This is a genomic window from Prevotella multiformis, from assembly GCF_018127985.1.
Classification (GTDB): domain Bacteria; phylum Bacteroidota; class Bacteroidia; order Bacteroidales; family Bacteroidaceae; genus Prevotella; species Prevotella multiformis.
On record NZ_CP072357.1, the window covers coordinates 475,450 to 493,732 of the forward strand.

At 50.5% G+C, this 18,283-nt stretch carries 12 protein-coding genes; 4 read left to right on the plus strand and 8 right to left on the minus strand.

Features of this window, described 5'->3' with window-relative positions:
- The first annotated feature begins 417 nt into the window (after positions 1-417).
- Together J4864_RS01825 and groL are read left to right on the plus strand one after the other, a co-directional pair.
- Positions 418-687 (plus strand): co-chaperone GroES, encoded by a 270-nt coding sequence (locus tag J4864_RS01825; RefSeq protein ID WP_007368470.1) that lies wholly within the window; start codon positions 418-420, stop codon positions 685-687.
- A gap of 108 nt (positions 688-795) precedes the next feature.
- Positions 796-2,424, plus strand: coding sequence for a chaperonin GroEL (gene groL / locus J4864_RS01830; RefSeq protein ID WP_007368471.1), 1,629 nt, complete (start codon positions 796-798; stop codon positions 2,422-2,424).
- A gap of 108 nt (positions 2,425-2,532) precedes the next feature.
- On the opposite strand, the gene J4864_RS01835 is transcribed toward groL, so the two are convergent.
- From J4864_RS01835 to J4864_RS01855, 5 genes are all read right to left on the minus strand, one after another.
- Positions 2,533-4,194 (minus strand): IS1182 family transposase, encoded by a 1,662-nt coding sequence (locus J4864_RS01835; protein ID WP_211814387.1) that lies wholly within the window; start codon positions 4,192-4,194, stop codon positions 2,533-2,535.
- 175 nt (positions 4,195-4,369) lie between these two features.
- Positions 4,370-5,938 (minus strand): peptide chain release factor 3, encoded by a 1,569-nt coding sequence (locus J4864_RS01840; RefSeq protein WP_211814388.1) that lies wholly within the window; start codon positions 5,936-5,938, stop codon positions 4,370-4,372.
- Positions 5,939-6,084: 146 nt separating this feature from the next.
- Positions 6,085-6,966 (minus strand): dTDP-4-dehydrorhamnose reductase, encoded by an 882-nt coding sequence (rfbD, locus tag J4864_RS01845; RefSeq protein ID WP_211814389.1) that lies wholly within the window; start codon positions 6,964-6,966, stop codon positions 6,085-6,087.
- A gap of 11 nt (positions 6,967-6,977) precedes the next feature.
- Positions 6,978-7,586 carry a DUF4924 family protein gene (locus tag J4864_RS01850; protein ID WP_211814390.1) on the minus strand — a complete coding sequence of 203 codons (609 nt, stop codon included), beginning with the start codon at positions 7,584-7,586 and terminating at the stop codon, positions 6,978-6,980.
- A 112-nt stretch (positions 7,587-7,698) separates the two neighbouring features.
- On the minus strand, positions 7,699-8,373 hold the full coding sequence (locus tag J4864_RS01855; protein ID WP_007368475.1) for a LysE family translocator: 675 nt from the start codon (positions 8,371-8,373) through the stop codon (positions 7,699-7,701).
- A 130-nt stretch (positions 8,374-8,503) separates the two neighbouring features.
- Here J4864_RS01855 and J4864_RS01860 point away from each other — a divergent pair, with 130 nt between their 5' ends.
- On the plus strand, positions 8,504-9,505 hold the full coding sequence (locus J4864_RS01860; protein ID WP_211814391.1) for an ROK family protein: 1,002 nt from the start codon (positions 8,504-8,506) through the stop codon (positions 9,503-9,505).
- Positions 9,506-10,247: 742 nt separating this feature from the next.
- On the opposite strand, the gene rlmD is transcribed toward J4864_RS01860, so the two are convergent.
- Positions 10,248-11,672 (minus strand): 23S rRNA (uracil(1939)-C(5))-methyltransferase RlmD, encoded by a 1,425-nt coding sequence (gene rlmD / locus J4864_RS01865; protein ID WP_211814392.1) that lies wholly within the window; start codon positions 11,670-11,672, stop codon positions 10,248-10,250.
- Positions 11,673-11,879: 207 nt separating this feature from the next.
- Between rlmD and ppdK the strand changes: the two genes are divergently transcribed.
- Positions 11,880-14,603, plus strand: a complete 2,724-nt coding sequence (ppdK, locus tag J4864_RS01870) for a pyruvate, phosphate dikinase (RefSeq protein WP_211814393.1) — start codon at positions 11,880-11,882, stop codon at positions 14,601-14,603.
- Between the two features lie 674 nt (positions 14,604-15,277).
- On the opposite strand, the gene J4864_RS01875 is transcribed toward ppdK, so the two are convergent.
- Positions 15,278-16,996, minus strand: coding sequence for a DEAD/DEAH box helicase (locus tag J4864_RS01875; RefSeq protein ID WP_211814394.1), 1,719 nt, complete (start codon positions 16,994-16,996; stop codon positions 15,278-15,280).
- Between the two features lie 64 nt (positions 16,997-17,060).
- Positions 17,061-18,278 (minus strand): LptF/LptG family permease, encoded by a 1,218-nt coding sequence (locus J4864_RS01880; protein ID WP_211814395.1) that lies wholly within the window; start codon positions 18,276-18,278, stop codon positions 17,061-17,063.
- Between the last annotated feature and the right edge of the window lie 5 nt (positions 18,279-18,283).

The following is an 18,283-nucleotide window of genomic DNA, read 5'->3' on the forward strand; positions in this document are numbered from 1 at the left end:
ATAATCCTGCCGGATAAAGAAAGTTCCATTTTCTTTAAAGGAAAGACAGCGTTTCCCCTCGGATTTCCTGCGGTACGTTCTTAAAGTCCCGGATGGGTCTGCCGCCAGGGATATGCCACCCCCTCTGTCTCTCCTTGTTTTCATACGGCATCTCCGGCTCTCCCTTCCGGTTTCATGGCCATGACCCGCTGTCCCCTTTCAGGAAGGGAGCGGAATCTGCCCGCTTAAAAGACGGTCATCCCTCCAAGGTGTTCTTAGATGCTGCCCTGCAAATGCCGGTGCAGACTGACAGGTTGGCACAGATGGCTTCCGAAGACTGTCAGTACACTGCTTTGGCACGCTTTTCGTAGAGTGGAAAGCGAAACTACTTCATCAGTAGGAGAAAAAAGACAGATTAGAACTAAAAATAGATTGATTATGACAATTAAACCTTTAGCAGACAGAGTCCTCGTGCTTCCGGCACAGGCAGAAGAAAAAGTGGGCGGTATCATAATTCCTGATACGGCGAAAGAGAAGCCGCAGCGTGGCAAGGTCGTCGCAGCAGGCAATGGCACCAAGGATGAGGCAATGGTCCTCAAGGCAGGCGACGAAGTGCTCTATGGCAAGTATGCAGGTACGGAAATCGAGAATGAAGGAGAGAAATACCTGATGATGCGCCAGAGCGATGTTCTCGCTGTCATAGAATAAAAGTCTTCCCCACGTCACATCCTGCGGGAAAGGGGAGAAGAAGCCGGAATGTCCGGCCGGTAAAACATAAAATTCAAAGTTCAATTTTCAAACTTAAAGAAAAAGAAAATGGCAAAAGAAATAAAATTCGATACAGATGCGCGTGAACTCCTGAAGAGCGGCGTAGACCAGTTGGCAAATGCTGTAAAAGTAACGCTTGGCCCTAAAGGCCGTAACGTAGTACTTGGCAAGAAGTTCGGTGCTCCGCAGATTACCAAGGACGGTGTGACCGTTGCCAAGGAAGTGGAGCTGGAAGACAATTTCGAGAATGCAGGTGCACAGCTTGTCAAGAGCGTGGCCAGCAAGACCGGTGACGATGCCGGTGACGGCACGACGACTGCTACGATCCTTACACAGGCCATCGTAAACGAGGGGCTGAAGAATGTAGCTGCCGGTGCCAATCCTATGGATCTCAAGCGGGGTATCGACAAGGCCGTTGCCAAGGTGGTAGAGCACATCAAAGAGACCGCAGAGGTTGTCGGTGACAATTATGACAAGATCGAGCAGGTCGCTACGGTCAGTGCGAATAACGACCCGGAAATCGGCAAGTTGCTGGCAGATGCCATGCGCAAGGTGTCCAAGGATGGTGTGATCACCATTGAGGAGAGCAAGACCCGCGAGACAAGTATCGGTGTCGTTGAGGGCATGCAGTTCGACCGCGGTTATCTTTCGGGTTACTTCGTTACCGATGCGGACAAGATGGAGTGTGTGATGGAAGACCCTTACATCCTCATCTACGACAAGAAGATTTCGAGCGTAAAGGACTTCCTGCCGATTCTCCAGCCGGCTGCCGAAAGCGGTCGTCCGTTGCTGGTCATTGCAGAGGATGTCGACTCAGAGGCACTGACGACACTGGTCGTCAACCGTCTGCGTGCCGGTCTCAAGATCTGCGCTGTCAAAGCTCCGGGCTTCGGCGACCGTCGCAAGGCCATGCTCGAGGATATTGCTGTACTGACCGGCGGTGTGGTCATCAGCGAGGAGAAAGGTCTTTCTCTGGAAAAGGCTACACTCGAGATGCTGGGTACGGCCAAGAAGGTCACTGTCTCCAAGGACAACACGACGATTGTTGACGGTGCCGGTGCAAAGGATGCCATCAAAGACCGTGTGGCACAGATCAAGAACGAGATTGCCGCTTCGACAAGTTCTTACGACAAGGAGAAGCTGCAGGAGCGTCTGGCCAAACTCTCCGGCGGTGTCGCAGTCCTCTACGTCGGTGCGAACTCCGAGGTGGAGATGAAGGAGAAGAAGGACCGTGTTGACGATGCACTCTGCGCTACACGTGCTGCGATGGAGGAAGGCGTTGTCGTCGGTGGCGGTACCACTTACATCCGTGCACAGGAAGCATTGAGGAACCTTAAGGGCGACAATCAGGATGAGCAGACCGGTATCAACATCGTCTGCCGTGCCATTGAGGAGCCGCTGCGCCAGATTGTAGCCAATGCCGGCGGTGAAGGTGCTGTCGTTGTCAACAATGTCCGTGAAGGCAAGGGCGACTACGGTTACAATGCCCGTAAGGATGTTTACGAAGATCTCCGTGCTGCCGGTGTCATCGATCCGGCAAAGGTTTCCCGTGTCGCACTTGAGAATGCTGCTTCAATTGCAGGAATGTTCCTGACAACCGAATGCCTCATCGTTGACAAACCTGAAGAGACACCGGCCATGCCGGCAGCTGCTCCGGGTATGGGCGGCATGATGTAATCGGCATTTCAGACATGACATATAAAAAGAGGGTGTGTCAAAATTGATACATCCTCTTTTTTATTCTTCCTTTACCTTGTCTACCATATAATTCATTATTTACTGCAGCTATGCTGCTAATTTCATATAAAATGATTTATTGGGCTTTAAATAACCTATATAAACTTGTATAAAGCATCTGAAGGTGACTAAAAGTACCTCCATAACGGCTTTTAGTTCCTTTAGATTGGTTTTTCTACACATTTTCCCTATGTTAAAGGCAATAGCGAAGAAGGCAAAGTCCATATTGACCTTGTCTTTGCCAAAATGCCTAAACCTCTTGTAGGCTTTATTATATTTTGTTTGTCCAAAAACAGCTTCTGGTTCTATGCACCTTCGTCCTCGATGCTTGATGCCTTCTTCCGAGGTCAGTAGTTCCCGTGCCTTTTGCTTATATTGCTGTAGTTGGTGGTTTACTTCTATAATTCTGTTCCCTCTTGCCTTAAAACATGAGCCTCTCAACGGACAACCATCACAGCGTTCTGCCTGATAACGTACGCTGTAAGTAACGAATCCATTAGAGGTTAGGGAACGCTTCATACCTATACGCTTCATATGCTGTCCCATAGGGCAGACGTAGAAATCCTGTTCCTTATTATAATAAAGGCTTGCGGGACTGAATGGGTCAGGTGTGTAGCGTGGACGCTGCTCTTTATGGAAGCAGTTATACTTCACATAGGCTTCCATATTGTGTACGTCCATGAACAGATAGTTCTCCTCGGAGCCATACCCCGAATCGGCTACGACTGTCTTGGTATAACGATGATAGCGTGATTTGAAAGACTCCAAGAAAGAAGGTAGTGTGAGTGTATCGGTACGATTGGCATAGAGTGCAAAGTCGGTGATGAACTGGTTCTCCGTTGCTATCTGCAGATTATATCCAGGCTTAGTCTGTCCGTTCCGCATAGCGTCCTCCTTCATGTGCATAAACGTGGCATCAGGGTCGGTCTTGCTGTAGGAGTTTCTCTCTCCCATAATCTCAAGGTGTTGGTCATACTCCTGGAGTTTATTACGTTTCTTCTCAAGTTCTTTAAGCTGTTTTTTCTTGGTTCTAACAGTCTGCTTCTCTTCTTTAGTCTTAGGCTCAGGGGCTGATTCCAAAGACTTGTTCAATTCCTCGGATATCTCATCGAGCAGAGCTGCCGTAAACTCGACACCTTCTGTCTTAGCGGCATTGTCCTGCGCTATGACATCATCAACCTGAAGCAGGAGTGTGCGTATTTGTTCCTGCAACTTGGCGCGGTTCTTTTCCACGGTTCTCTTCCAAACGAAGGTATACTTGTTGGCTTTCGATTCTATTTTTGTGCCGTCAATATATTCAACGTCAAGACTTATCAAACCTTTGGCTGCAAGTACTAATACCACTTGTGTGAAGATATTGTTGATTTCCTTTTTCACACGATTACGAAAACGATTGATGGTAATAAAATCAGGCAGCTCATATCCTGCCAGATAGATGAAATGAATGTCACGCTTGAGAAGCGACTCTATACGACGGCAGGAATAGATATTATTCATATAGGCGTAAAGAATCACCTTGAGCATCATTTGTGGATGATAAGGTTTGCGACCACTGGGCTTATAAAGCTTGTAGACATTATCCAACATAAGATTATCCACCAAGGCGTCTAAAAGACGAACAGGGGCATCTTCTGCGATATCCTTATCGATTCTTTGAGGAAAAAGAATCATTTTCTTGTGTATGTAAGAACGAAAGTGTACCTTTGTCATAATGAGATTTTTTGTATGCCTAAAGGTACAAAAACTTTAGGAAATAGCAAAGCCCTGGCTTGAGAAAGTCGGGGCTTTGTGCATAAAAAAGAGGATGTGTACATTTTGACACACCCTCTTTTTCGATTTTTATGTTTCCTTTTATGTTTCCTTTTATGTATTTCCTGGAAGTATCTTAGAACTCGCTTGTGAAGTGGAAGCGGATGTGTTCAAAGTCCTGCTGTGCCATACTTAGCACATAGCCGGAGTCGGCAAGGAAGACATCACGCCCTTCATTGTCCTTTGCCATATACTGATACTTGCGTTTTTTGAAGTTCTCAAGCTCCGTTTCGTCATCCGCTTCTATCCAGCAGGCCTTGTAGAGATGTACCGGCTCCCAGCGGCATTTGGCATTGTACTCATGTTCCAACCGGTACTGGATAACCTCGAACTGAAGCTGTCCGACAGTGCCGACGATGCGGCGGTTGTTGAACTGGTTGACAAACGACTGCGCCACGCCCTCGTTCATCAGCTGCTCAATACCCTTGAGAAACTGCTTGGACTTCATGGGGTCGTCGTTCTCAATGTACTTGAACAGTTCCGGGGAGAAACTCGGCAGACCGCGGAAATGAATCTGTTCTCCCTCGGTAAGCGTGTCACCGATCTTGAAGACACCGCCATTGTCCGGCAGACCTACGATGTCGCCTGGGTAAGCCTCCTCGACCGTACTCTTGCGCTGTGCCATGAACTGGGTAGGGGAGGAGAAACGCATTGTCTTTCCGTTGCGGACGTGCAGGTAAGGCTGGTTGCGCTGGAACTTTCCAGAGCACACCTTGCAGAAGGCGATGCAGCTGCGGTGGTTGGGGTCGATATTGGCCGTGATCTTGAAGATGAAGCCTGTGAACTTAGGCTCTGTCGGTTCTACCATGCGTTCCTCGGCCTTGGTAGGACGCGGGCTGGGAGCAATCTCCACGAAACAGTTGAGCAGCTCCTGTACGCCGAAGTTGTTCAGTGCAGAGCCGAAGAATACGGGGGCGACTTCTGCACGTCGATAGGCTTCTACATCAAAGTCGGAATAGACACCGTTGACCAGTTCGAGGTCGTTGCGAAGCTGTCCGGCAAAGTCTGCACCGACCTGTGCATCCAGTTCCTCTGAGTTGATGTCTACCTCCACTTTCTCCGTCACACGCTGTTTGTTGGGCGTGAAGAGATTGAGCTGCTGTTCGTAGATGTTGTAGACACCCTTGAAACGCTGTCCCTGTCCGATAGGCCAGGACAGGGGGCGCACGCTGATCTGGAGTTCTTCTTCCAGCTCGTCCAGCACATCGAACGGGTCGCGTCCTTCGCGGTCCATCTTGTTGATGAAAATGATGACCGGCGTATTACGCATACGGCACACCTCCATCAGCTTACGTGTCTGTGCCTCGACACCTTTGGCGGAGTCGACGACGATGATGGCCGAGTCTACGGCTGTCAGTGTACGGTAGGTATCTTCGGCAAAGTCCTGGTGGCCGGGGGTGTCAAGGATATTCACTTTGTATCCTTCGTAGTCAAATTCCATTACGGAAGTTGATACAGAGATGCCACGTTGTTTCTCTATATCCATCCAGTCGGATGTGGCTGTCTTGCGGATCTTGTTGCTCTTGACCGCACCGGCAACCTGTATCTGCCCGCCGAAGAGAAGGAATTTCTCGGTCAGTGTCGTCTTACCGGCATCCGGGTGGGAGATGATGGCGAACGTTCGCCTGCGTTCTATTTCGTTCATTTGCTTTTATTTGGGGAGTTAATGGAGTTGAAGAGTCAAGCCGGCAGTTTCTCTTCCGGAATGTATTGGAAGTGAGAGCGATGACTTCCTTTTCTCCAGAACTTCAGGCAATGTCTTGCCTTCTGTTTTCTTTTACCTTTCTTTTGTCAACCTTGTTTCTGCAAGGATTCCACACATTTCTTCAGAGAATCGACCCAATAAGGAATCTTCATGCCGAAGGTCTCTTTAATTTTTGTCTTGTCGAGTACGGAATATGCCGGACGCCTGACCGGAGAGGGGAACTCGTCGCTGTGGCAAGGCAGGATCTCGCAGGTCGTATTGCCGGCAAGTTCTGCAATCTTGATGGTGAAATCGTACCAGCTGCATACGCCTTCATTGGAGAAGTGGTAGATTCCGCTTTTGCCTTCATACTTGCGATTCTCTATGATATCATAGATCGTTTCTGCCAGATCGCCGGCGTAGGTGGGCGTTCCGCATTGGTCGAAGACGACCTTCAGCAGGGGCTTGGTCGCCGTAAGATTCATCATTGTCTTGACGAAGTTGTGTCCGAACTCACTGTAAAGCCATGCCGTGCGGAGAATAATGTGTTTCACGCCGGTAGCCTGTATTTTCTCTTCGCCATGCAGTTTGGACAGCCCATAGACTCCGGTGGGAGTCCCCTTCATCTCCTCCTTGCAGGGAGTGTTGTAAGGATCGCCGCCGAAGACGTAGTCCGTGCTGATGTGGACCAGCAGGCCATCCACCTCCTTCATGGCCTTGGCAAGATTGCCGGGGGCGACGGCATTGAGCGTTTCGACAATCTCGCCTGCCGTCTCGGCTTTGTCCACATTTGTCCATGCCGCACAGTTGATGATGCACGTAATGTTGTGGTCATGCACCATTTTGCGGATGTCTTCCAGATTGGTGATGTCGAGCTTCGTATATCCCTCACATACATCTGTAAAGATGTAGTTGTCCTTACTGTTTCTCGCGACAAGCTGTATTTCATTGCCAAGCTGTCCGTTGGCTCCTGTTACTAAAATATTCATTGTCTTCCTCTTTATTCTTCGCCGAAGTCCAGTCCTTCCGTCTTGTCCTTTATGTAGTAGTCTGACAACATTCCGATGAATGTCGTCACCTCTTTCAGCGCACGGGTCGTCTCGGGTGTCACCTCCTTCTTCTGCAGGCGTAGCATCATCACCCCGTACAGCAGGTCGAAGCAGGTCTCCACCTCGCTCTCTGCTAACTGGGAGGCGACACTCTTCAGCCGTCTGTCATTCGTGCGTGCCATCTTGTCCGCCGTGCGTTTTGCCTTACCTCTCAGTTCGACGATGAAAGGAAGTACACGGTAATATTCGGCGGAATAGAATGGGAACTTTGACGATTGCAGCAGCTGTGCGTGCAGTTCTGTCAGATCCTGCATGAGTACTTTGTTGATCTGCAGGTGTCCGTTCTCTCGGCAGCCTTCCCGGTTCATCATGCGTACAAGATCGCCGAACCAGTCTTCCTCTTCTTCTTTTTGCTCCTCGGTATATTGAAAACGGTCAATGTACTCTTTGCGGATTCGTGTCAGTGAACAGCCGTAGGCACGGATAGTATCTTCTATCTGCCACATATAAAGCAAGTATTCTGCTATGTTCTTTTTTCTTAATTCCTTTGCAACAAACATCTTTGAACGGTGCGTAACTATGTATCTGATTTGTACCCTCTCTGATGGACAGCCTTTTGACAGACAACGTTCTCTTTCAGAATCCGGCAACTTGCTGTCCATGTCAATCCATCTAATAATAGGATGGCAGGTGATAGAGGTTGAATATCGTACCCAATAGAATAATGATCGAGAAGATGATGACAACGGCTCCGATCACCTTGTTGATGATGAGTATTCCGTTGACATCAAACTTTCCTCTGATCTTGTCGACCAGCCAGGTCAGCCCATACCACCACAGCAGGGCACCGACCGGAATACAGGAAAAGCCGACGATGGTCTCAAACATACGATGGGGCTGTATCAGGGCGAACTGGGCAAAGGTCGCCATGAAGAGGAAGATGATCAGGGGATTGGAAAATGTTACAAGAAATGCTGTCAGGCCATTCTGGAAGATAGTCCCCTTGGTGTTCCCGCTTTTGTGCATCTTCTTCATCGGGTTGGACTTGAAGCAGTAGATACCGAAGAGCAGGAGGATGACGCTGCCTGAGATCTGAAGGACAAGCTGGTAGGTGGGGTTCTTCAGGAAGCTGACAATAAATCCCATACCCAAAGCTACGATGAGCGCATAAATCGTATCACTGGCAGCTGCTCCGATTCCGGTGATGAAGCCATACCAACGACCCTTGTTCAGCGTGCGTTGAATACACAATATTCCGACCGGCCCCATCGGCGCCGAGGCGATTATGCCGATCAGCAGACCTTTGAAAATGAAATCCAGAATATCTAATTGAATAGGAAACTGCATGCTTGTAATTTTGAGTGCAAAATTGCAAAAATAATACGAGATAAGCAAATTTACCTGACAAAACTTTGTGGTATTGCACTTTTTTCATAACTTTGCGCATATTATAGTCAAACTAAAAACTTATATAGTCATGGACATTACAGAACAGAAGCCAGTTGTGGCTGGTTTGGAAAAGCCATTTGTCATTGGCTTGGATTTGGGGGGAACAAATGCTGTCTTCGGGATTGTTGACCAGCGCGGACAGGTACTCGCTACTAACTCTATCAAGACACAGGCTTACAAGACTGTCGATGATTTCGTGGAAGCCGGCGTGGAGGCATTGAGGCCGCTTGTTTTAAAATACGGCGGTATCAGTCAGTTCCGTGCCATGGGTATCGGGGCTCCTAACGGCAACTTCTATCGCGGGACCATCGAGTTCGCACCGAACCTGTCGTGGGGGCATGATGGTGTCGTGCCTTTGGGAGATTTGTTCTCAGAGAAACTGGGAATTCCGGTAGGTCTTACCAATGATGCGAACGCTGCTGCCATCGGCGAGATGCAGTACGGTGTGGCACGCGGTATGAAAGACTTCATCATGATCACCCTCGGTACTGGAGTCGGTTCGGGCATTGTCATCAATGGACAGATGGTGTATGGATCAGACGGCTTCGCCGGTGAGCTGGGGCACGTGGTAATGGTGCGTGGAGAGAAAGGACGCAGCTGCGGCTGTGGCCGCACAGGCTGTCTGGAGGCTTACTGTTCCGCCACCGGCGTGGCACGCACAGCCCGGGAGTTCCTGAAGGAGAGCGATGAAGATTCTTTGCTGCGCGAGTTGAAGCCTGCGAAGATCACCTCTCTGGACGTTTCCATTGCTGCTGGCCGCGGAGACGCACTTGCCAAACGCGTCTATGAGTTCACCGGGAACATGCTGGGTGAGGCCTGTGCCGACTTTGCGACATTCTCTTCGCCGGAGGCATTCATCTTCTTCGGCGGTCTGACAAAAGCCGGCGACTTGCTGATGCAGCCTATTGTCCGCTCCTACAAGGAACATGCCCTGGAAATATTCAAGGACAAGCCGAAGTTCCTGGTAAGTTCGCTTGACGATGCGGCTGCGGCCGTGCTCGGCGCTTCTGCTATCGGGTGGGAACTGTAGTCCCGCATAGACAGCCGGCAAACCCTGGTCGCTGTTATGGCAGATGACAATGCCGTCCGGCGGGTTCGGATGCGGTTGCAAGCAGCGTCCGGTTACGGACGAATGTCAAGATAAAGGCAGACATGCCATTCCTCCCACTTCTGACAGATAGGAATGTGGGCGGGATGAGATGTCTGCCTTTATTGTTTTCTGGTTTCTTTTTTCGGATAGGGAGGCGAAATCCCATAATCTCTTTTTTACAGAAAGGTATTCCCCTGATCAATCAGCCCTTGTCTGTACGGCTATCCTTCTACTGCAAGTCGCATTCCGTACTGGCCATGGATCGTCATGGTGCAGAGCGTTCAACACGAATGGTGTTTGCCAACGACACGAATGGTGCGGAGCGTTCAGCACGAATGGTGTTTGCCAACTCTATAATGTGACGGACACCGATACATCTACCGGAAAAGGATAGACAAAGCCGTCCCGGTCACGGTGATGTATCGTAAGAAAACGATGACTTATGCGGGAGGTGTCTGCCGGGCAGTACTTTTTCGTACGGGATGGGTTCTGATCACCTTGTCCTGTCGGGGAAAGTCTATGCAGCATGCTCCCGGACTTCACCTGTCTGCCCTGCAAAGTGGAAATAGTGGAACGAAATCTCTGAGGCACGCACGCCAAGATGCCTATGACCGGTATTGCTGACCGATAAACAATTATGAAACCGGATGGGAAGAGTTTTGCGGAGATCTCGTAGCACACGTCACCGCTTCTCTAAAAGGACAACGTTCTCCACGTGCGGCGTATGCGGAAACATATCAACCGGCTGGACGGCCGCAACCTGATAGTCTGCATCGAGCAGGGCGAGGTCGCGTGCCTGGGTGGCTGGGTTGCAGCTGACGTAAACGATACGTTCCGGACTTGCTCCGAGGATGACATTGATGACTTCAGGATGCATGCCGGCACGTGGGGGGTCGGTGATAATGACATCAGGACGACCCTGACGGCTGATGAAATCCTCTGTCAGAATATCTTTCATGTCTCCTGCATAGAAAAGCGTGTTGCTGATGTTGTTGATCTCAGAATTGACCTTGGCGTCTTCAATGGCTTCCGGTACATACTCTATACCGATGACTTTCCGTGCCTTACCGGCGACGAAGTTGGCGATTGTCCCTGTTCCGGTGTAGAGGTCGTAAACGAGTTCGTCGCCTGTAAGGGAGGCGAACTCCCTGGCTACGGAATAGAGATGGTAGGCCTGTTCGGTATTTGTCTGGTAAAAGCTCTTCGGACCTACCTTGAATTTCAGGTCTTCCATTGTCTCGAAGATGTAGTCGTTGCCTTTGAAGGTAATGAGGTCGAGGTCGTTGAAAGTGTCATTCCCCTTCTGGTTGTCTACATAGGAGAGGGAGGTGATCTGCGGAAAACGGTCGGCGACATGCTGCATCAGCGCCTTCGCACGCTCCTCGTCTCCCTCCTCGTCGTAGTGGAATTGGATGAGTACCATCCACTCGCCTGTATTGGAGTTGCGCACCATAATGTCACGCAGCAGGCCATGCTGTCCCCGGATGTCGTAGAATGTCATGCCTGTTCCGAGCGCATAGTCGCGGATGTCATTGCGGATCTGATTGCAGAGATCATCCATCAGCCAGCATTTCTCAATGGGGTAGACCTTGTCGAAAGCTCCTGTGATGTGGAAGCCGATGGCTCCCTCTGACAGTCCGGCATCCTCCGGCAGAGCCTGCAATTCCTCTGCCGTGTACCATCGTTTGTTGGCGCACCCGAACTCCAGCTTGTTGCGATATTCCTTTGTATGCACGGATCCCATGATAGGACGGAACTCCGGAAGCTCCACCTTCCCTATACGGCTCAGCTGGTCATAGACCTGCTGCTGCTTTGCTTTCAGCTGTTCGTTGTAAGGCAGATTCTGCCATTTGCACCCGCCGCAGATGCCGAAGTGTTCGCACATGGGGGTCTCGCGTACAGCACTCTTGCTGACGAACCGGACAACCGTAGCTTCGCAGTAAGTGCGTTTCTTCTTGCGTATCTGGAGGTCTACGACGTCTCCCGGAACGACGAATGGGACGAAAACGACCTTGTCGTCTACGTGGGCGACACATTTTCCTTCGGCTGCCACCGCTTCTATGGTGATGTTCTCCAGAAGGGGGAATGGCTTTCTCTTTCTACTCATAATCTGTTTTGTATTTCGGGACAAAGGTACGGCTTTTTTTTCTATTTGCACGTTGCTTGGCAGTTCCCAATCGGTTCTGTGTACGCAAACAATACAAAAATGTAAGGTGAAGATAGCAATTTTCCCTAAAAAGTTTGCTGCTTTACCTGTTTTTTGGTATATTTGCACTAAAGATGAATAACTAAAATTTATTATCATTTTATAACTATGAGCGAAAAAAGAGTTTATACCTTCGGTAACGGTAAGGCAGAAGGTAAGGCTGACATGCGGAATCTCCTTGGTGGCAAGGGTGCCAATCTGGCCGAGATGAATCTTATCGGCGTGCCGGTTCCTCCGGGTTTTACAATTACTACCGATGTATGTAACGAGTATTTTGAGAAGGGTAAAGAGACTGTAGTGGGTCTGCTGAAAGCGGATGTGGAGAAAAGCGTGAAACACATTGAATCTTTGATGAATTCAAAGTTCGGCGATCCGGCCAATCCGCTCCTGGTGAGTGTTCGTTCGGGCGCACGTGCCTCCATGCCGGGCATGATGGATACCATCCTCAACCTTGGTCTGAACGACAGTGTCGTCGAGGGACTGGCCAAGAAGACCGGCAATGAGCGTTTCGCTTTCGACAGCTATCGTCGCTTTGTGCAGATGTACGGTGATGTGGTGCTGGGCATGAAACCGGTGAACAAGGAAGACATTGACCCGTTCGAGGCCATCATACAGAAGGTAAAGAGCCAGCGTGGCATCAAACTCGACAATGAGATGACCGTTGACGAACTGAAGCAGCTGGTTGTTCTCTTCAAGCAGGCCATCAAGGAACAGACAGGGAAGGACTTCCCGACCGATCCGATGGAGCAGCTCTGGGGAGCTGTCTGCGCTGTATTTGATTCCTGGATGAACGAGCGTGCCATCCTCTACCGCAAGATGGAGGGGATTCCACAGGAGTGGGGTACTGCCGTTACTGTCATGGCAATGGTGTTCGGCAACATGGGAGATACTTCCGCTACCGGCGTCTGCTTCTCACGTGATGCTGCCACAGGCGAAAACCGCTTCAACGGAGAGTACCTTATCAATGCACAGGGGGAAGATGTCGTTGCAGGTATCCGTACACCGCAGCAGATTACCAAGGAAGGCTCTCTCCGCTGGGCTGCACAGCAGAACATAGACGAGAAGACGCGCAGCGCGAAATACCCGTCCATGGAGGAAGCAATGCCCGAGCTGTACGCACAGCTGTATGCACTTCAGGACAAGCTGGAGAAGCACTACCATGACATGCAGGATATGGAGTTCACCGTACAGGAAGGCAAGCTCTGGTTCCTCCAGACACGTAACGGAAAGCGTACGGGTACGGCGATGGTAAAGATCGCCATGGACCTGCTTCACGAAGGTGAGATTGATGAGAAGACGGCACTTCTGCGCTGTGAGCCGAATAAGCTCGACGAACTCCTCCATCCGGTGTTCGACAAGGAGGCATTGGCACAGGTACGCGTGCTGACGCGTGGTCTGCCGGCATCCCCAGGTGCAGCCTGCGGTCAGGTGGTGTTCTTTGCCGACGATGCTACAAAGTGGCATGAAGACGGTCACCAGGTAATCATGGTCCGCATCGAGACCTCTCCAGAGGATCTTGCCGGCATGTCCGCAGCAGAGGGCATCTTGACCGCACGTGGCGGTATGACCTCTCATGCAGCTGTGGTGGCACGTGGTATGGGCAAGTGTTGCGTCAGCGGTGCAGGAGCGATCATGGTAGATTACAAGGCAAGGACGGTTGAGATCGACGGGACCATCATCCGTGAGGGAGATTACATCTCATTGAATGGTTCGACCGGTGAGGTCTATGCCGGTGAGGTAAAGACACGTCCGGCTGAGGTCACAGGTGATTTCGCCGAACTGATGGATCTCTGTAAGAAGTACACGAAGCTCGTTGTCCGCACGAACGCTGATACGCCACACGATGCTGAGGTGGCAAGCAACTTCGGTGCTGTAGGTATCGGTCTCTGCCGTACGGAGCACATGTTCTTCGAGAACGAGAAAATCAAGGCCATGCGCGAGATGATTCTTGCTGACAGTACCGAAGATCGTGAGAAAGCGCTTGACAAGCTCCTGCCTTATCAGAAGCAGGACTTCTATGGCATCTTGAAGTGTATGGACGGCATGCCGGTAAATATCCGTCTGCTTGACCCGCCTTTGCACGAGTTTGTTCCTCACGACCTGAAGGGGCAGGAAACCATGGCAGAGGAAATGGGTGTAAGTGTTCAGTTTATTCAGGAGCGGGTAAGCTCGCTTTCCGAACATAACCCAATGCTGGGACTCCGTGGCTGCCGTCTGGGAAATACCTTCCCGGAGATTACCGCCATGCAGACAAAGGCAATCCTTGGTGCTGCTATCCAGTTGAAGAAAGAGGGATTTGATCCTAAACCGGAAATCATGGTCCCGCTGGTAGGTATCGTAAACGAGCTTGATATTCAGGAGCACATCATCCGTAAGACGGCAAGCAAACTCTTCAAGAAGGAGGGGGTAGAAGTACCGTTCAAAGTAGGTACGATGATTGAGATCCCACGTGCAGCCCTGACGGCTGATGTCATTGCGGAGAAGGCGGAATACTTCAGCTTCGGTACAAACGACCTGACGCAGATGACCTTCGGATACAGTCGTGATGACATTGCCAGCTTCCTGCCAAGCTATCTGGAGAAGAAGATCCTTGATGTCGACCCGTTCCAGGTTCTTGACCAGAAAGGTGTCGGTCAGCTGATCAAGATGGCCGTTGAGAAAGGACGTAAGACGCGCAAGAACCTTAAATGTGGTATCTGCGGTGAGCATGGCGGTGAGCCCAGTTCTGTCAAGTTCTGTCACCGTGTAGGACTCAATTACGTGAGCTGCTCTCCATTCCGTGTGCCGATTGCAAGACTTGCAGCGGCGCAGGCAGCAGTGGAAGAAATGTAGTGATTTCTTACAATACAGTGTATTGGGCTGTGACTCCTTATTAAAACAAGGGGTTGCAGCCTAATTTCGTAAAGGGAAGGAGGTCCATTTTTCCTTATACATCATTGATTATATGTAGGGGGAATGTATCTGGGTGGAGGCTTTCTTCACGGATTCCAGTCTGTAAGAAAAGAAACGGACTTCTTTGTTGTGCATCTGTAAGTCTGCTTACCCCAATCGGTCATTAGAGATTTTCAAAAGCAAACAGTTACAAAGATATTCTTCTGCTGTCTGAAAGGTGTATGGTAAGCTGACTATTTGCGTGTACTCGACGTTTTTTTGGTAAAAATGAAATCGATTTAATCTAATGATTGATTTGGGTTTATCAGACGGATGTACAATGACTGGTTGTCATTTAGACAGGAACCGGATGAGGGAGAAGAGCAGGCAGACCGGTGTACTGTGGGAAACCGGCCGATGTGCGCTCAGACCTTCTCCTTGCACGGGCGGTTCCTGTTCACGATAAGACCTCTGCAAAGCTCTATTTGTCTCAAAGCCATATATATGATCATCAACAACCTACACCTCTCGAGCATCTCGTGTAAGGGAGTTCGGCGGAGGTTTCACGATATGAAAATGCCCGTAACCAAGGTTCAAGTGGTTACGGGCATGATGCTCGGATTGTCGCTTTATGCTTATCTCTTGCCGAATCCACGAAGCCACTTCAGAGGCTTCTTGATAAGTGCCTTCAGACCAGAGCCGTTTTTGGAAGCTGTCGGCAGTTCTTCACGGATGTCATACTTGGTGCTCCGTCTTACGGCTTTCTCTTCTGGTGTCCGCTGCCGGTTGTTGCGCTTCTTGCGTCTGCTGTTCGGTTTCTTTGCCTGCTGGGCGGTATTCTTTTCGGCAGCATCCCTGCTGCTGGCAGGCTTTCTGGCGGTACGCTTCTCCTTGTCGGCCTTTGGCTGCCGATCCTGCTGTCTGCCTTTTGACTGTCTGCCGTTCTTTTTGTCTCCGGACTTCTCCTCAGCTGCCTCCGGTCTGTTCTCCTGCTGTTTCTGTTTGTTACCGTTCTGCCTGTCGGATGTCTCGCGTTCCTGCTTGTCAGCATTGCGGTCATCGGAAACATTCTGGTCCTGTGCCGTCGGGCGCCGGCTGCGCTGCTTGTTGCCGCCTTGTTTCTTGTCCTTGTGGCTCTGCTGGTCACGGTCTTTTCTGCGACGACTCTTGGCGGATCCTCCTCTCTTCGGCTTCCCGTTGCTTTTGTATTCCGGACCTTCGCCAAGTTCTTCAGGGAGCGGGATCTTCTCTATTTCTTTCTCCAGGAAGGCTTCTATCTGCTGGAAATAATAGATGTCATCGACACTCACGAAGGTGATGGCCTTTCCGTCACGGTCGGCACGGGCCGTACGGCCGATGCGGTGGACATAATCCTCGGCATCGTGCGGCACATCATAGTTGATGACCATGGTGATATCGTCGATGTCGATGCCACGTGCCACGATGTCCGTAGCCACCAGGACATCTATCTGGCCGCTCTTGAACTTGAACATCACGTCGTTGCGCTGTTCCTGGTCGAGATCGGAGTGCATTTCTCCGCAGTTGATGTGTTTGCGGCTCAACGATGCTGCGATCTGCTTCACTTTCTGCTTCGATCCAGAGAAGATGATGACACGCTTGAGGTCGCCTGCCTTGAAGATGTCCTTGATGATGCCGATCTTCTGTGTCTCGTAGCACACGTATGCCATCTGATGGATTTTCTCTGCCGGTTTGCTGACTGCCAGTTTTATCTCTACAGGATTCTTCAGCAGTGTCTTGGCCAGTTCTTCAATCTTTTTCGGCATTGTGGCCGAGAACATGATCGTCTGGCAGGAGGCCGGCAGCTTCTTGGCAATAGTCATGATATCTTCGGAGAATCCCATGTCGAGCATGCGGTCGGCCTCGTCGAGAATGAAGAAGCTCACCTTGGACAGATCGACATTGCCAAGAGAGATGTGGGAAATGAAGCGTCCCGGTGTCGCGATGACGACATCGGCTCCGAGCGACAGGCTCTTCAGCTCCTGATCGTAGCGGTTGCCGTCGTTGCCGCCATAGACAGCAACGCATGACACACCGTCAAGATAGTAGGCGAAACCCTGCATGGCCTGATCGATCTGCTGTGCCAGCTCCCGGGTCGGCGACATGATGACGCAGTTGATGGCCGACTCCGGGTAGCCGCCATCGGCCAGTTTGGAAAGAACCGGAAGAAGGTAGGCCGCTGTCTTGCCCGTTCCTGTCTGGGCAACGCCCAATACATCCTTCCCTTTCAGAATCTCCGGAATGCACTTCTCCTGAACCGGTGTGCATTCATCAAAACGCATGTCATAGAGTGCGTCGAGTACGTTATCGTTTAAATCTAAATCTTCAAAATACATATTCTACTGTTTTTCCCTTCTTCACAAAGGGGTGTTCTTAATTCGTTTTGTTCTATATGCCTGATCAGCTCGGCGCATGGCGGTAGCAGAAGTAGGCGATGACGGCAAAGATAATGTTCGGTATCCATGCTGCCAGAAGCGGCGGTGTGTCCGACTGGATGGCAAAGGTGGAAGATACTGTCTGAAGCATGATGTAGCTGAAACTCAATGCCAGGCCGATGCCCAGATACAGTCCCATGCCGCCCTTGCGCTTGCGGGAAGAGAGAGACAGACCGATGATGGTGAGGATGAAGGACGAGAACGACATGGCTATGCGCTTGTGGAACTCCACCTCATACTGCACCACATTGCCTGACCCGCGGCTTGTCTGCTTGGAGATATAATCCAGCAGTTCCGGCGAAGTGAAGGTCTCCTGCTGTCCCTTGGAATAGACAAGGTCGGTAGGCTCCATAAGCAGAACAGTATCCTTTGAGGCACCGCTCTGGATATGTTCCTTCAGTCCCTTGAGGGTTCTTGTCTTCCAGTTGCTAAGTCTCCAATGGAATTTCGTGTCGGCAACCGTGTCATACTGGATTTCCATTGCCGTCATGTGACTGACGATCTTCTTGTCTTTGATCTTCACCAGCGAGAACCCGTACCCCCTTTTGTATTGGTTGTCATAATGCTGGATGTAGGCCGTTGTGTTCTTTGAAACATACAACTGGACGTTCTCCGCCGATGTGTTCTTCTTTGAATTGCGGTAAAGCGACTCGAAGTTCTGGCGGATGACCGTGCCATGAGGTATGACAAAGCTGTTCAGGTAGAACGTCAGCCCGGCGATGAGGACACATGAAATCATGTAGGGACGCATCAGCCGCTTGATCGACACACCGGCCGCCAGCATGGCTATTATCTCCGAATTTCCGGCCAGCTTGGAGGTGAAGAAGATGACGGCGATGAATACGAACAGCGGTGAAAAGAGGTTTGAGTAATAAGGGATGAAGTTGGCGTAATAGTCAAATACTATCGCCCGCCACGGTGCATGGTACTGTGTGAACTTCGATAGATTCTCGTTGAAGTCGAATACAATCGCAATGGAGATGATCAGCAGGATGGCATAGATATATGTACCGATGAACTTCCTGATGATGTACCAGTCCAGAATACCGATGTAACGAGTAGGGGAGAGCAGACGAAGCATATGTCCGATCTTCTTCAGAAAGGGCAGGTGCCCGGCAGCGTGTTGTCCGGAGAGCCGGACGAACCGGCCTGTTATGTCGACAATCTTTTTGACCTTACTCATTTCAC

Coding starts and splice junctions, on each gene's coding strand:
- J4864_RS01825 (WP_007368470.1), top strand. CDS start 418: ATGACAATTAAACCTTTAGCAGACAGAGTCCTCGTGCTTCCGGCACAG.
- rfbD (WP_211814389.1), bottom strand. CDS start 6,966: ATGAATATTTTAGTAACAGGAGCCAACGGACAGCTTGGCAATGAAATA.
- rlmD (WP_211814392.1), bottom strand. CDS start 11,672: ATGAGTAGAAAGAGAAAGCCATTCCCCCTTCTGGAGAACATCACCATA.
- J4864_RS01835 (WP_211814387.1), bottom strand. CDS start 4,194: ATGACAAAGGTACACTTTCGTTCTTACATACACAAGAAAATGATTCTT.
- J4864_RS01840 (WP_211814388.1), bottom strand. CDS start 5,938: ATGAACGAAATAGAACGCAGGCGAACGTTCGCCATCATCTCCCACCCG.
- J4864_RS01880 (WP_211814395.1), bottom strand. CDS start 18,278: ATGAGTAAGGTCAAAAAGATTGTCGACATAACAGGCCGGTTCGTCCGG.
- J4864_RS01875 (WP_211814394.1), bottom strand. CDS start 16,996: ATGTATTTTGAAGATTTAGATTTAAACGATAACGTACTCGACGCACTC.
- J4864_RS01850 (WP_211814390.1), bottom strand. CDS start 7,586: ATGTTTGTTGCAAAGGAATTAAGAAAAAAGAACATAGCAGAATACTTG.
- J4864_RS01855 (WP_007368475.1), bottom strand. CDS start 8,373: ATGCAGTTTCCTATTCAATTAGATATTCTGGATTTCATTTTCAAAGGT.
- ppdK (WP_211814393.1), top strand. CDS start 11,880: ATGAGCGAAAAAAGAGTTTATACCTTCGGTAACGGTAAGGCAGAAGGT.
- J4864_RS01860 (WP_211814391.1), top strand. CDS start 8,504: ATGGACATTACAGAACAGAAGCCAGTTGTGGCTGGTTTGGAAAAGCCA.
- groL (WP_007368471.1), top strand. CDS start 796: ATGGCAAAAGAAATAAAATTCGATACAGATGCGCGTGAACTCCTGAAG.